We start from the raw sequence: 15,128 nt of genomic DNA, 5'->3' as shown, positions 1-15,128 counted from the left end.
CTATACACGTCTCAATGATTCCACTTTCTGGTGTGAACGCTATCGGCTGTTGGAAAGTCTGATGGAATGGGTGTTGTCACTTTGCCTGTGGCGGCCCACTCGCAGGCGCGTTGAAAGAGTGTTATGAGCCCAACGCATTCCCATGAATAGTCGGCATGACCGAGCGGTGTATGAAACACGCGTCCGTTGCCATAGGCGATTGTCATGGCCATGGGTTCATTCCGGTCCGTCCCTTTAAAGTCAGAAAACGGTGAATCGTTGGCCAAGACGTCTGAGAAGGCTGTTGCAAGTATGTCCATATTCTGCGCCGGGCCACGAAGGCGGTCGTAGAGTTCATCCTGCGCATGTAGCCATTCCGTTGGCATCCCTTTGGTGATGGCATGCACGGTGTCGCGCATGGTAATCAGGAAAGGATATTGTTTTCCGTGCGAACCTGCTGCCCCCGCCGTGGTGTCGCGTACAAGATTACCCTGTTTGTCATAGTAAACATAGGGTCCTGTCTTTTCGTTGCGATCGCCCCAGGCACCCATTCCAATCATCTTATTGAACTGCTCCCAATCACCGAACGAGTTATCCGCTGCATGAATAACTACCAGTCCGCCGCCTCCGCTTACAAACATTTCCAGCGCGGTTTGTGTTTCCTTCGGCCACGGAGCGGCCTGCCATCCGAAGTTCGAAATCACTACATCGTAATTTGAAAAGTCCGGATGGAAATCAGGATCAGGTTGAGCCTTCTCAACAACGGTGGTAGGAGGGAGTCCGGCTATTGGGTAGGCCAGGAGGAGCCCTTCGCGTCGGTCTTTACCCAGGGTCACATCGTTATCGCTGTGCGGGCCTTGCCACGTGAGAGCTGTGCGGGTAACATCAACGGTGAATAGTCCCGTCTGTTCGAGATAGTCTTTCATCATGGCCGTCGTCTTCGGCCATACGCCATGATTGGATTGTCCGTCTATGATAAGCGCTTTGAGCTTATGATTTTCATTCGCATTCTCGCGTGCTTGCCTGCAAGAGGACAGTATCAAAAGACAGGCAAATATGGAAAGAGTGATTCGTGGATGGGCTTGCATGAAAGTAAAGATATTCATTGGAGAGACTGAACACAATGAATATCGATGGGCACACCGACGAAATTCAGTTTCGCATTATGACGACGGAGGGTATATTCCGGACATGGTATTAGATTAATTTTCAAAATACCCATCCGGGAAGCCGTAATGGTCGTAGAATATAAAAACTTGTTTTCTGCTGAACATATGGCCGATGCGCTCGCCGACTTTGTCCTTAATCGCTTGGTAGTACTGGCGAAGCACCCTGAGACTAATGCCCAGGTCTTCGGCCAGCTGCTTCGAATTTCTCGGTTGGATCGGTTTGATGGTCTTTGGCCACCGTATTAATTGTGGATGCGGCGGACCTGGTTGTTTATTCCGCTCATAGTCGGAAGGCATTGGGCCCTGATCCTCAGGGGCTGCGCTCTTCGGAAGTGCAGGTTCGTGACATGTTGTCTGCTGATCGTTAAGTGCAGGATTTTTATCCGGAAGTGTAATTGAGTTTGACATGACGTGTGCAGTTGATGGTTTTAAATGCATGGAGACAAACCTGCAACTTTTCCCAAACTCACTTTTCCAATCGTTACCAGTTGTGGCCAAGCATTTCCAACTTTTACAGCAAGTCATAGATTTCCTGCGTGTGACGGCCTAGAAGGCAACGTTCCAAAGTCGAATTCCGTTCGTTGCGGCTAAGCCTGAGCCGGTCGTTTTTAAATTAAGTGTAGGTTTTATTGACCTTTTATTGAGGCTTTATTGAGGATCAGTTGGGGACTGTGAATTATGATTCATGTTGCGATTGACCTATGGAAGCGCCGGAAAAGACGACCGTTACGAATCGTGCGTATTTGATCAAAGTTGCGCGAAGTTGCTTCGAGTCATTTCAAACCTGAACTCTGTGCCGGCGGAATGTTGCATGTTTGTTCCAAGCATCAGCGGCTTATGCGATATGACGTCTGTCGATAGTCGTGTTGATGCGAAATTCAAAAATTCAAATAAAATGAGTATTGTAAATGAAAACCCACTGCTCGAAGGGGCTAGTGGAAAGTTCGCGAGGGTCGTTGTGTACCGTCGCGTTCGTGGAAAGGTGGTGATGGCGAAAAGACCAACGTCATCAACCGAGGTATCGGAAAAGCAACTTGTTGTCAGGAAGAGTTTTAAGAAGGCGGCGGGTTATGCGAAACGGCAGAATGCAAAACCCGAGGTTAAAAGCTTGTATGCGCAGGGCCTAACGGCAAAGAAACACAACGCATTCCTGGTAGCGCTTAGTGACTATCTCAAGGCACCCGAGATTGCAGAAGTGAATCTCACAGGCTACACAGGCGCGACAGGACAAACGATCCTGATCGATGCATCCGATGACTTCAGAGTGGCTGCTGTTTCAGTAGAGATTCTAAATGCTGAGGGTGTGGCGATAGAATCGGGCGCTGCAAAAGCGGGTGAGGGCCTGGCAGACGCGTGGACTTACGTGACCACAACAGAGAATGCGGCAATCGCCGGAACGAAAGTTCAGGTGACGGCCACAGACTTTGCGGGTAACGCCACCGTTGCCACGTTTGACAAGTGAGGTAAGTGAAGGTCGTTGTGAAAGCCAGCTAAATGAACACAGCTTTCGCGAACAATTTTTCGTAATGCGATCTGCCGGGTGCAGCTCGTGTCACGGAACCTGCGTGAAGCAATCTTCGTGTAGCAACGTTTGTGAGTCGGCTAAGTGACGACTGCGTAAAGCAACCATTCCCGCGCGATCGGCGGGAATGGTCTTTATGCGTGATGGAGGTTGATTATTTGCAATAATTCTCTGGTACGCCATTGCCCCAGCATCAGAATTTTTGAAAATTGACAAGACGGAATCTCATCCTGACAATGAACCAACTATGACGATAAGAATCTATCAGGTCGATGCTTTTACTGATCACGTATTTGGTGGTAACCCTGCAGCGGTGTGTCCGCTCGATCGATGGCCCGATGACCGGCTTATGCAAAACATTGCCATGGAGAACAATCTTGCCGAGACGGCATTTCTCGTCAGGAATGATTCGCGTGTAGAGATCCGTTGGTTTACTCCAACGGTGGAGGTGGATCTTTGTGGTCACGCCACGCTGGGCTCGGCCTACGTGCTCTTCAATTTTGAGGGATATAAGGGGGACGAGATACACTTCTTTTCTCCGAGGAGCGGCGACCTTACCGTCCGTCGGGACGGAGACAGGTTAACCATGAATTTCCCTGCAGACTTGTACTCCCGTATTCAACCTGATGAATCTTTAACCGCGGGAGTATCCATCAGGCCTCTGGAGATTTATCGCGGCAAGACTGACTATATGTTTGTCTATGCAAAGGAGCATGACGTCAAAACTATCGTTCCAAACTTTAGTGAGATTGCCAAACTATCATGTCGTGGGGTGATCGTTACTGCGCCCGGAGATGACGTTGATTTTGTTTCGCGCTTCTTCGCGCCTCAATCAGGAGTCAATGAGGATCCGGTAACGGGTTCCGCACATACAACCCTTACGCCTTATTGGGCAAAGCGACTGAGTAAGACAACTCTGTCAGCGATTCAACTGTCTTCGAGAAAAGGACAACTCACCTGCAAAGATCTTGGCGACCGCGTTGAGATCAGTGGAACAGCGCGTTCTTATCTTCGTGGCGAGATTGAAGTTGATTGACGCACGAACTCCAGTCGGGATCCTTCCATTTAATCAGGATGTACTTTTGATTGAAAGACTGTTATGCAGTCTTCCGGATGAGACGGAAAAGCAGTTGTGATATTGGTAACATCAGGAGTCCGGCAAAAGCAAAAACAAGGAAGGCAACGCGCAAGCTAAGCGCATGTGAGATATAGCCGATAACCGGAGGACCGATAAGCATGCCTACGATGCTGTACGTGGCTATGATTGATATGGCCATTCCCGGTGAATACTTTTTGCTGTGGCCTGCCAGGGAGAACGTCATGGGAATTACTGAGGCACATCCGAATCCGACCAGGCAAAAACCAATAAGCGATGGCCAGAAAGTAGGCATTGCCACAGCCATGAGGATTCCGAGGCACATCATACTTCCACTCATGATATACATTTTTGCCATGCCGAACTGTTCAACAAGTCCGTCGGAAACGAAACGTGACGTAGCCATCAGCACCATGAAAAGCAGATAGCCGAGAGTAAACAGCTCTACTCCGACCGTTTCACGAAAGTAAATGCCGCTCCAGTCGAACATGCCCCCCTCACAGACTGCAGCAAGGAATACGAGAAGCCCCAGATAGACAATGTAAGGGTCTGGTTTGGCAAACGCGATGCGATTGCCCGTCGTTGATCGCTCGTTGCCATTGAGGCTTCGGAACGCCGCAAGCGTAACGATTAGGCTAAGCGCCGAAATGATGGCAAAGTGAATCACGATGCTCACATTCCATGCAACGAAGGCTGTCGAGATTCCAACTCCGACAATGCCTCCGGTGCTCCACAGGCCATGAAATGAACCATTGATCTTTCGGTCGTATTGTTTCTGCAGTTGGATAGCCTGCGTGTTAAGTGCGATGCTCATGATTCTCGTACTAAAAGCAAACACTGAAATCGAGGCGATCAACACAAGTTCGGATGTGGCGAAGCCAATCATAAAGAGTGATGAAGCTATCAATATGAATCCGGCCGTCATCGGATACCGGCTTTCGAATCGGGAAACCAACCACCCGGATACGGGCAATCCCAACAGTGAACTTATGGGCATAAACAACAGAACTGTTCCAAGCTGCGCGTCATTAAAACCAAAGAATGCTTTGATTGTTGGAATGCGCGATGCCCAGGAGGAAAAGCAAATGCCTGCCAGAAAAAAGAACAGACTTAAAAGAATGCGTTGACGTCGCCGGTTGTCCATTTACTATTGAACGATCTCGAAAGTGTGGGTGCCAGCCGGCAACTTTACAACTTTTTGCGGTCCCTCAGTCGTTACTTCGACATTTGTTTTTGAGGTAATGTCGATTGTCTCCGCCAGCACGCGCAGCGTCGCGTTGCTGTTGGCAGGAACCGTAGCTGTATAGTGAATCTGGTCTCCGCTTCTGGACCACGAGGAAACGATCTCACCATATGGTCCTGTGTGGCGCGCCTCGAATGACTGAAGTGCGTGCATGAAATGCGGCTCGAGCAGAACGTGTTTGAAACCCGGAGCTGCAGCATCCGGTTTGATTCCTCCGGGCGATTTATATAACCAGGCACCGATCTCTCCAAACATGATGTGATTTCTCGAGATATCACTTTTTGCATCGATGGGCCAGTTCTCAAACAATGAGGTGGCGCCATTCCTGATCCAGTATCCCCATGATGGAAATGTCTCCTGCGAGGCTAACGTGTAAGCGAGTTCGGCCTGACCATTCTCGCTTAGGGCATTGAGAATTACTTTCGTTCCCAGCAGTCCGACATCGATGTGATCACCATCGCTATGAATCCGCTTTACAAGATTGTTCACAACTTTTTCTTTTACGTCATCGGGAACAATACCCCAGAATAACGGCGCACTTAATTCGGTCTGCAATCCCTTGCCGTAGATGCCTTCAGTCTTGTTGAGGAACTTAGCGTTGATGGCATCGGCGATGGTGGCAGCAAGCGCCTCATAGTGTTTTGCATCCTCGGGTTTATTGAGGATGGATGCAGCTTTAGAAAGAATGCGTGTGTCTGCATAGTAATACAATGACGAGGTGAGCTCCTTTGGCGTCACTGATTTTACGGGTACCCAATCACCCAGTCCCCAATCGGTAGTGCCCTTTGGACTGATCTCAGTAATATGATCAACGTATCGTTTGAGGTTCTCGTAGTTCTCCTGAAGCGGTCGAACATCACCGTAAAACAGATATAGATTCCACGGAATGATCGCTATTGTACTTGTCCAGTCCGGACCATTCCCCCATTCGTATCCCCAGCCTGCAGTAGGAATGATTGAAGGCAATACGCCGTTGTCCTGCTGCTCGTCGCGATGATCCGCCAACCATTTTTCATAAATGGTAATGGCATCAAAGTTATATAAGCCAGTTTCGGAAGCGATGTGAGCATCGCCCGTCCAGCCATTCTTTTCCCTTTGCGGGCAGTCAGTTGGATAACCGAAGAGGTTCGAGAGATAAGAATTGTTCGTCGCTGACCAGATCTTGTTAATGAGATCACTTGATGACTGAATGTGTCCGGCGATTGGCACATCGCTGTGCATCTCTAGACCGGAAAGACTCGATTGCGTTAGTTCAATAGGTTGATCGCTGGTGACTTCAACGTATTGAAAACCTTTGTAATTGAAACGGGGCAAAAAGGTTTCTGTGTCGCCGCCCTTAAGAATAAAGATATCGGTCTGAAAAGGATCGGAGTCGTCTGTGGGGCGATAGTGTACGTCGATGTTTGACTGATCTACGTTTCCGATGCTGTCCAGCTGCTCACCGTGCTTTAGCCTGATCGTTGTGCCGGCATTTCCTTTTACTGTTAATTCGCTTACTCCGGCGATATTCTTTCCGAGATCAAAAATATATTTACGATCGTCGATCTTTTTGAAGCCATGCGCCGCGATCCGTGTCACGTGGCGGATCGGATGCAGTACCTGCGATTTGATTCTTGCTGCCGGATTGACTACCTCAATTGAAGATGCCCATTTGTTATCGTCAAATCCGGGAGCATTCCAGCCTCCCTGTTCCAGACGGGCATCGTAGTGTTCTGCAGTATAAATGCTGTTGAAGATCACTGGACTCAACGACGTTTTCCAGGAGGTGTCAGAAACGATAGTCTCAACAGTATTGTCATCATATTCGACGCGAATATTTATACAGAAGCGAGGGCGTCCTCTCCAGTGAGCCTTATGAAAATCCCACACCGCTGTCGATTGATGATTGTACCAGCCATTACCCAACAACATGCCGACTACATTTTGTCCCTGCTTCATTGAACGGGTTATATCGTGGGTAACATACAGAATGGTTTTGTCGAAGCGGGTGTACATGGGATCCATCACATGGTCACCGATTTTTTCACCATTGATTGAAAGTTCAAACAGCCCTGCGGCGGCAACATAAGCACGGGCGGAACGGATGCTTTTTGTCGCATCGAATGATTTTCTGAAATAGCCGGCGGGTTTGAGATTTACATCTTTACTGTCAGTGATCCAATTGCCCTTCCAGTTGGATTCCTCCTTCAAGCCGGTCTCAAAAGATGCGACGGCACTCGTGCGTGTTTCGCCATCTGACCAAACCTGCACGGTCCAGAAATATCGGGTGTATGGTTTCAACCTGGAGCCAGCATAAACGGCAAGATTATCCGAACCTTTTAACTGACCGGAATCCCATATTGTTCCTTTTCCGTTGCTGACTTGCACGGAGTCTTCATCCACCACAATGCGGTATTCGTCCTGAACAACATTGGATCTCCAGCGGAAGCGGGGTGTTTCAGAATCGACACCAACAGGATTTTCCATGTATTCGCACTGAAGTCCGATGGGAGCGGTGGGGCTCTCTTCAATCTTGTTTTTGCACGATATCGCAAGGAGTATTCCCAGCATTGCGAAAGTTAATCTGGAAAGCACGTTTGCCGTGAATTGGGTCATGAGACAATGTCTTACTGGAAGTGATGGTTGAAAATAGTGTTTTGTCGTTTATTGGCCAACCCATGTATAACAGCGGCAAAGGCCGGTTTCCTCTGGTTTCCGTTCCTGTAAAGGACTTTTGTTCTATGTGTCATTCAGGGTTACTTTGAGCTTCTCTTACCCGGAATCACATGCGCCTTTTGATTTTGTGTTTGATGGTGGTGGCCAGTATACCTGTAGTTGCACAGTCTTCTGATGCAAACACTCCTGCCGTGATGGATGTGATACCTGTTGCCGATTCTGTTGGTTTGTACGACAAGTTTGAGGCGCGACTGGTAATTAAATCGAACTTCGTCAACCCCTTCGATCCTGAGGACATTGACATCATGGCGACATTCGTCTCGCCATCAGGCAAAAAATGGAACATCCCCGGATTTTATCAATACACTTTCGGGACGATGTGGAAACTTCGCTTTTCACCAAACGAAACGGGAACCTGGACATACACGGTTCACGTACGCGACCGGCATGGCGAATCAACCAGCAGTAAATATTCCTTAAGGGCAATCCCATCAAAGTTCAAGGGGCCTGTTCGCATTGCCGACAATAAACGCTACCTGGAATACGGCAATGGAAGTCCGTTTTATGGAGTAGGCCTGTGGTACAACGGGAAGGTTACTGGCGAGAACCTTGATGACCTGAAAAGCAAAGGCGTAAACTTCATCAGCAATTTCATTACACCGCTCGAGACAATGGGCAGCGGAGTAGGGCGCTACGATCAGGACATCTGCGGACGGATCGATGATCTGTTTGCATTGTGCGAAGAGCGGGAGATCCTCATCAGCCTGAACCTTTGGTTTCATTCATTTCTTTCGGAGACCGTATGGGGCGGATTCAATATCCGATGGCATACCAATCCTTATCAGCAGGTCACATCGTCGCGTGAATTTTTTCGAAGCACGGCCGCATGGAAGTATCAGGAGAAGCTCTATAGGTATTTCATTGCGCGATGGGGATACAGCCGCTCTCTGGCAATATGGTTTATTGTTGATGAGATTAATGGAACAGATGGCTGGGTTTCCGGCGACAGCGTCCAGGCAGGCCGTTGGACAAAGAATGTGCATGATTACTTCAAGGCGAACGATCCCTATAACCATCCCACTACCGGCACGAGAAGCGGTGGTTTGAAAGAATTCTTTCACGATGGCTATCAGGCAACAGACATAGCGGCAAGAGAGATTTACGAGGCGCAGGGTTATCCGATCAATCACGCAGGCACCATCGACTCAGCTACCACACATCCTGTAAAGGACAGCTATCTTAATTATGCTAATCAGATCAAAACCATCTGGGACGGTTATAAGAAGCCTGTGATCATTGGAGAAACGGGATGGGATCACACGTTTTATGAGCCTGGAATGCCGGGATACATTGCTGCACATCACAATGCGCTTTGGGTTTCATTGACGACAGGTGCAGCGATGACTCCGTTCTGGTGGGCGTATAGCAGTAAACTGAATGATGTTATCGCATCGAAGCAATTGTTATGGATCCGCAAGTTCACCGATAATATTCCATTTGGCCGTATGACCAATCCGGTTCGCGTGCCGGTAAAGATCGCTGGCGCTGAAGGTTTTGCCATGCAGGGAGGTTCCGTAATTTTTGGCTGGGTTGTGGATCCTGTAGCTGATGTGGCGGGCGATCAGATTTCCATCGCCGCAGGACGCAGTGGCAAATACAAGTTGCGTCTGTACCATACTTGGCGTGGTGAGTTTATCAAAGAAGAGGAGCTGAGCACAACAACTGATGAAGTAACGTTTACTATTCCATCCCTGCACACTACGCAGAGTCATGCCAATTACATCGGTCAGGATGTTGCCTTTATTGTTGAATTCGTGAAAGAGCTTCCTGTTGCCGATGGCAAATCAAAAGGCAAGAAGCCTGGACGACGTTAATTCCGGATCGCGTTAAAGTTCACCGTTGAGTTCTCTGGCAATATGCCAGCGAATCAGGCACGATAGAACCAGGTCACGCCACAGCAGCAATCGCTTTGCGCATTTTTTCAATGCCCGTCTTTGCAACCTGCAAGGGGTCTTGTGCCCAGTATTCACGATTGAACAATTCAAGTGAAAGGATCTTCGGCCCTTTCATGTTCTTGAGATCTGTTAGTATTGAAGTAAGCGGCGCAACGCCATCGCCGGGATAAACGCGGTCTTTGTCTTCCAGCTTTTCACGGGCGATGGTATCGGGATAGTCGTTCATGTGGAAGATTTCGATGAGGCTACCATCAACCATCTTCAGGCAGTCAAATCCTGATCCTCCGCGGTGGAGGTGATATACGTCCGCAAGAATGCGTACACCGGGATCGTTGGCTACTGCAGCGGCCATCAGCACTTGTCCAAGATGGTAGAAACGCGATGCGCCCCAGAATTCCAATTGAGGTGTTACGCCTGTAGTACGACCTAATTCAATAATCTGCTTGAACCTATCGCCGACAATAAACATGTCGAGTGTATCAGTTTGTTTGATGCCGGCAGAGGGAGCAGCCATTCTCGGGCATCCCAGTGCGGCCATCATTTCCATTTCTTCTTTGAGCTGAACCAAGCCCGCTTTGCGCTGAGACTCATCGTCAACCATCCAGGGTGCGAACCCAATGGCATCCACGACGGGTACCTTGCTGTCGTCGAGCAGTTTCTTAAGTGCCTTCAGCGTTCCGCCTTTTGAAAGATATTCTTTAACATCTCCCGTCCACAGCTCGATACAATCATAGCCGGCACGCGCGGCGATGTCGATGTATTTTTCAACACCGAGCTTTTGCCCCATGATGGTACTGGTGTTAAGCGAAAGCTTGAACTTTTCGGATGCTTTCACAGGCTTTTCTGCCTTGGCGAGGGGACTTGCGACTGAGAGCGCTGCGGCAGCGCCTGCAGTTTTGAGGGCATCTCTGCGATTCATAGGTGTTGTTTTTTGAGCCGGTTCGAGGCTACGAAAGTAATAAAACTTCGCTATGAAACCGTTGGCAATCATGTGAACGGTAGTGAGATGCCGTTCGTGAAGATTCCATAAAATCTTTCCTAAGACCGCATATATTTGAGCATGGCTAATAAAAAACTAACAGTCCTTGTCGTGGGATGCGGCAACATGGGGGCTTCTCACGCCACGGCATATCATCTTACCGACGGCGTTGAAATCTGCGGTCTTGTTTCAACCGGCAAAAGCAAAGAAGTGCTGAATGCCAAACTTGGCAATAAGTATCCATTGTTCGATTCTTATGAATCTGCCCTCAAGCAAACCAGGCCAGATGCGGTGTGTATCTCCACCTATCCGGATACTCACGAGCAGTATGCAATCATGGCCTTCGAACAAGGTTGCCATGTCTTTATTGAGAAGCCTCTGGCAGCTACAGTTGCCGGGGCCGAAAGAGTTGTTGCAGCTGCCAGGAAGGCCAATAAGAAGTTGGTGATTGGCTATATCTTAAGACATCATCCATCGTGGGAGAAATTCGTAGAGCTTTCGCATTCTTTGGGCAAGCCCCTGGTGATGCGCATGAATCTCAACCAGCAAAGTCATGGCTATATGTGGACCGTTCATAAGAACCTGATGGACAGTCTTAGTCCGATCGTTGACTGTGGTGTGCATTATATTGATGTAATGTGTCAGATGACCCGCTCAAAGCCGGTTCAGGTATATGCGATTGGCGCCCGACTTACAGAGGAGATACCTGCGGGGAATTATAACTATGGGCAATTGCAGATACGCTTTGAGGACGGATCGGTGGGTTGGTATGAAGCCGGTTGGGGACCGATGATCAGTGAGACGGCTTTCTTTGTGAAGGATGTAATTGGTCCGAAAGGCTGCGTATCGATAGTTGCAAAGAACGCCGGAAGCGCGGGGCAATCTGCTTCAATTGAGGCCCATTCAAAAGCTGAATCGTTGCGTTATCATTACGCTGATCTGGATCAGTCAGACGAGTTTGCGAAAAAAGATGAGTGGATTGATTTAAGTGACGAGCCTGACCACCAGGAGCTATGCAATAGGGAACAACGTTTCTTCCTTAATGCCATTGCCAAGGACGTTGACTTATCTGATCACATGCAGGACGGTGTAAACAGTCTGCGAATTGCCTTCGCCTGCGACGAATCCGTCCGTACCGGCAAAGTAGTTATGCTTTAGAATGGACTAAGCTGCTTTAATAATGATGCTATATAAGGTTCTGATACGCTAATCAAGCCCAGGCCTTTCAAATCATCAAATCAACCTATCAATAAATAAAAAGGGCTGCCTTTCGACAGCCCTTTTTTATTGCTCAATTTAGATTAATGCTTTTGTAACTACGCTTGCAATTAGATGCGAACGATAGTAGAGATACCAGCAGCGTTGATTACTTCGAAAGTAGCGCCACCTTCAACACTCTGCATGTTGAATATCTGTGCGAAGCTACCAGCTGAATCTTTAGTGCTTGTGTGGATCAGGTTGTTGTTAGCATCGAAGATGTGGATGGTAACGAGGTCGTTAGCATTTCCAACAGACAACAGGTATTTGCCTTCCTGAGCAAGCTTTGCTACGTGTACGTTAGCAGGAGTAGCTTTAGCAGGCTGATAGTTTACTTTTTCAGTTTTTACACCAGAAGCGTCAACCAACTCTACAGTATAAGTACCAGCAGAAAGACCTGCGAAGTTCAAAGGAAGAATGAAACCTTGTTGTACGTTGCGTGATTCAGAGAACACCAGTGTTGAAGAAGCATCGTAGATGTTCAACTTAATCTTACCAGTTGCGCCTTTGTAAATCACCTTTACTACTTCAGAGCCTTTAGGTGCGATAACAGCCAGAGCTGCGTTAGAAGGATCAGCATTAGCAAATGCGCCCGATGCACTAACGAGAAGAAGGGCGGCCAGAACGATTGATCTTGTTTTCATATTAGTATCTATTTTTTTCTGTGTTTATGATACAAATATACGGCTGCCGCAAAGTGCGGTTCGGCCGCTGTAAGGAAACCGTATTTATTAGGTGAAACAACGATTGCATAAAAAGTGAGAGGGAAATTGTCAAAAACGGGTGGTCTGCGTATAGCGCAAACGTGTGATGGTTTTTGTTAAAATCAGTCAACGTTTGCAGTAGATTCCTTTACTCAATACGCGTCTGGTTGTTCCCATTTTTCTAACGTTTCCTGAAGTACCGATCCGACAGACTGCCGTCTCCATCCACTCATCGTTTACATCCGCCGTTTGGTTAATTGTGAGAATTTTGGCGCTTACACATCGGCACGAATAAAGATTAACGATTGCAATGCGACTTGCCTAGTTTGTTGTCAAAAATTGAATACAGGAATTAGTAGATCATCCTATTAATAGTAGATCAGGATCCAGGGGATGGACCTGTAAAATTTAGACGGGGGAGTTGATGGTTGAACAGTGGAAGGGTTAGGATGAAGCACGTAACCGACTTGTGTCTTTTAATAGGAGCTGACGGGAGACGATTTTGGTCCCGTCTTTTCCAAATTTGGACCGCCCTGCGCGACTTGCACACTCTCCGTTCGGGAAGCCTGCCACTACTGCAGCTGTGGCGGAGCGATGGGTTCAGAATTCCACATTTCTACAATTTTGGAAGGCCCTTTCCGGGACGCTCGAATCCCACAAATTGGTACACTTTTTTCTCTATATCACGCAACGGACGGGATATGCACCACGTATACAGCTGGCGTCCGGTAAGGAAATTAGAAATTCAGAGCCATTATGAACAAGAGGGGTAATTGGTTGAGAGGTACAGTAGTCCTGATGACTGCGGGGGCAGTGCTTTCGTCGTGTAGTCACAAGGTTGCTCCGTCGGCCTCCGGCACACCAGCGAAGCAGGATTCGGCAATGCAGGCTGTATCGATTCCCCTGAAGTCGTTGCCTTTGGATACCGTTATCTCACCTCTGAAAAGCCGGATAGCGTCTGTTGAATCCAATTGGCGCCAGGAAATAGTTGCCAAGACAGCATCATTCTATAAAATCAAGGGGTATCAGACAACATGGTTTTTGGATCGTGGCCCATCGCCATTGTTCTATGAGGCCTATAACATGCTTAAAGAGGCAGCAGTCCATGGTTTAGACCCTGCAGCTTATCTCGACAGCAGCCTCGAACAGCGTATCGCTGATCTTTATAAGCAGGAGCCAAATGCCAATTCGATTGTTGAGCTGGATATGGCGTTTACTGATCGCTTCCTGTTGTTCACCACTCACGTTGGCGAGGGCAGGGTGATTTCCGTTGCCAATGGAAAAAGCGTTTGGAGGCGTTTACCTGGCGTAGTAGCGAAAGACGTTGATTTCGTAACCAGTGCTGCAACAGCCGAAGATCTTCGTGCGGCCGTTAAGCGTGTACAACCTCAGAATGAGCAGTATGCCCGCTTACAGGAGGCGTTGGTATTTTACAGAAGTGTACAGCAATATGATATTGATCCGGTCAGCATCCCTTCGTCAATTAAACCCGGCGAGCGAAGTGTAGCTATACCGTTGCTCCGGAAAAAACTTCAATATCTGAATGGTAAGTTTTCTACATCTCAGGTATCTCATAACGACAGTTCAGCTGTCGTAAGTGGACACGCGGCGACAACTGTTGCTCAGGAGCAGGATTCGTTATTCTATGATTCGGAGCTTGTAGCCGCGGTACAGCTGTTTCAAAAACGTCACGGTCTTACGGCCGATGGTGTGATAGGAGATCGGACACTGCGTTATATGAACCAAAAGATTTCGGATCGCGTAGCGCAGATTGCCGTTAACATGGACCGTTTACGCTGGATGCCGGCAATCGCAAACGACCGCTATCTGCTCGTAAACATTCCAGACTATAAGCTCACTGTTTATGAAGGAGCTACCCGCGCTTTCGACATGCGTGTAATTGTAGGAAGTTCAACAACTCCAACTCCGATATTCAACGATCAGCTCAATCACATTGTATTTAGTCCGACGTGGACCGTTCCAACCAGTATCATCAAAAACGAGATCATCCCTAACCTGAGAAAAGATTCTACTTATTACTCAGAAAAGAACTTTGTGATCTATAAACAGGATGTACAGATCGACCCGGCGCTTGAAAACTGGAAAGATCCTAATATCAATCCTTATCAGCTGCGCGTGGTTCAGAATCCCGGTACTGACAACTCACTGGGTTCAGTGAAATTCATGATGCCTAATAACCTGAGTGTCTATCTTCATGATACTCCTTCGAGAAGACTCTTCACAAAGGACTATCGTGCGTTGAGTCATGGTTGTATCAGGCTTCACGAGCCGGCGAAGCTTGCTGAATACCTCCTTAAGGATCAGCAGGGTTGGGATGCAACCAGAATTTTGAAGGCGATGAGCGGATCGTCACCTGCGACGATCATATTGAAGAAACGATATCCAGTGTATCTCACTTATCAGACGGCCTGGGTGGATGATGAAGGATTGCTTCAGTTCCGGGAGGACATTTATGGTCACGACAAGGCGCAGCTGAAGCAATTGATGGTTTCTAAGCCAGTGCCGGTGACAAGCGTAGCAGTTTCTGCTGCAGGTATGTAGAGCAGGA

Annotated in this window: 11 protein-coding genes; 5 read left to right on the top strand and 6 right to left on the bottom strand. The window is 48.1% G+C overall.

What is annotated here, in order from left to right; all coding sequences use genetic code 11:
* Positions 1-11 precede the first annotated feature (11 nt).
* Complete coding sequence (locus tag WBG78_RS21665; protein ID WP_337328586.1) at positions 12-1,085, bottom strand: ThuA domain-containing protein; 1,074 nt, start codon at positions 1,083-1,085, stop codon at positions 12-14.
* Positions 1,086-1,181: 96 nt separating this feature from the next.
* Positions 1,182-1,556, bottom strand: a complete 375-nt coding sequence (locus WBG78_RS21660; RefSeq protein WP_337328585.1) for a hypothetical protein — start codon at positions 1,554-1,556, stop codon at positions 1,182-1,184.
* A gap of 487 nt (positions 1,557-2,043) precedes the next feature.
* Here WBG78_RS21660 and WBG78_RS21655 point away from each other — a divergent pair, with 487 nt between their 5' ends.
* Positions 2,044-2,610 carry a hypothetical protein gene (locus tag WBG78_RS21655; protein ID WP_337328584.1) on the top strand — a complete coding sequence of 189 codons (567 nt, stop codon included), beginning with the start codon at positions 2,044-2,046 and terminating at the stop codon, positions 2,608-2,610.
* Positions 2,611-2,917: 307 nt separating this feature from the next.
* The gene (locus tag WBG78_RS21650) at positions 2,918-3,706 is read left to right on the top strand and encodes a PhzF family phenazine biosynthesis protein (RefSeq protein ID WP_337328583.1); all 789 of its coding nucleotides are present in this window, start codon (positions 2,918-2,920) and stop codon (positions 3,704-3,706) included.
* 61 nt (positions 3,707-3,767) lie between these two features.
* Here the strand turns inward: WBG78_RS21650 and WBG78_RS21645 are convergent, their stop codons facing one another.
* Together WBG78_RS21645 and WBG78_RS21640 are read right to left on the bottom strand one after the other, a co-directional pair.
* Positions 3,768-4,910 (bottom strand): MFS transporter, encoded by a 1,143-nt coding sequence (locus tag WBG78_RS21645; protein ID WP_337328582.1) that lies wholly within the window; start codon positions 4,908-4,910, stop codon positions 3,768-3,770.
* 3 nt (positions 4,911-4,913) lie between these two features.
* Complete coding sequence (locus tag WBG78_RS21640; protein WP_337328581.1) at positions 4,914-7,604, bottom strand: alpha-L-rhamnosidase; 2,691 nt, start codon at positions 7,602-7,604, stop codon at positions 4,914-4,916.
* 170 nt (positions 7,605-7,774) lie between these two features.
* Here WBG78_RS21640 and WBG78_RS21635 point away from each other — a divergent pair, with 170 nt between their 5' ends.
* On the top strand, positions 7,775-9,538 hold the full coding sequence (locus WBG78_RS21635) for a DUF5060 domain-containing protein (RefSeq protein WP_337328580.1): 1,764 nt from the start codon (positions 7,775-7,777) through the stop codon (positions 9,536-9,538).
* A 73-nt stretch (positions 9,539-9,611) separates the two neighbouring features.
* Here the strand turns inward: WBG78_RS21635 and WBG78_RS21630 are convergent, their stop codons facing one another.
* A complete protein-coding gene (locus WBG78_RS21630; RefSeq protein ID WP_337328579.1) occupies positions 9,612-10,538 on the bottom strand; it encodes a sugar phosphate isomerase/epimerase family protein in 927 nt (308 codons plus the stop codon).
* Positions 10,539-10,679: 141 nt separating this feature from the next.
* On the opposite strand from WBG78_RS21630, the gene WBG78_RS21625 reads away from it, so the two are divergent.
* Complete coding sequence (locus WBG78_RS21625; protein ID WP_337328578.1) at positions 10,680-11,756, top strand: Gfo/Idh/MocA family protein; 1,077 nt, start codon at positions 10,680-10,682, stop codon at positions 11,754-11,756.
* A gap of 170 nt (positions 11,757-11,926) precedes the next feature.
* Here WBG78_RS21625 and WBG78_RS21620 read toward each other — a convergent pair whose 3' ends face one another.
* Entirely contained in the window at positions 11,927-12,499 is a 573-nt protein-coding gene (locus WBG78_RS21620) for a T9SS type A sorting domain-containing protein (RefSeq protein ID WP_337328577.1), read from the bottom strand.
* An 816-nt stretch (positions 12,500-13,315) separates the two neighbouring features.
* On the opposite strand from WBG78_RS21620, the gene WBG78_RS21615 reads away from it, so the two are divergent.
* Positions 13,316-15,121, top strand: coding sequence for a L,D-transpeptidase family protein (locus tag WBG78_RS21615; protein WP_337328576.1), 1,806 nt, complete (start codon positions 13,316-13,318; stop codon positions 15,119-15,121).
* Positions 15,122-15,128 lie beyond the last annotated feature (7 nt).

It is taken from the genome of Chryseolinea sp. T2 (assembly GCF_037203685.1).
Classification (GTDB): Bacteria; Bacteroidota; Bacteroidia; order Cytophagales; family Cyclobacteriaceae; genus Chryseolinea.
The sequence above is the reverse complement of the archived record's forward strand: the minus strand, read 5'-3'. Positions and strand labels throughout refer to the sequence as shown.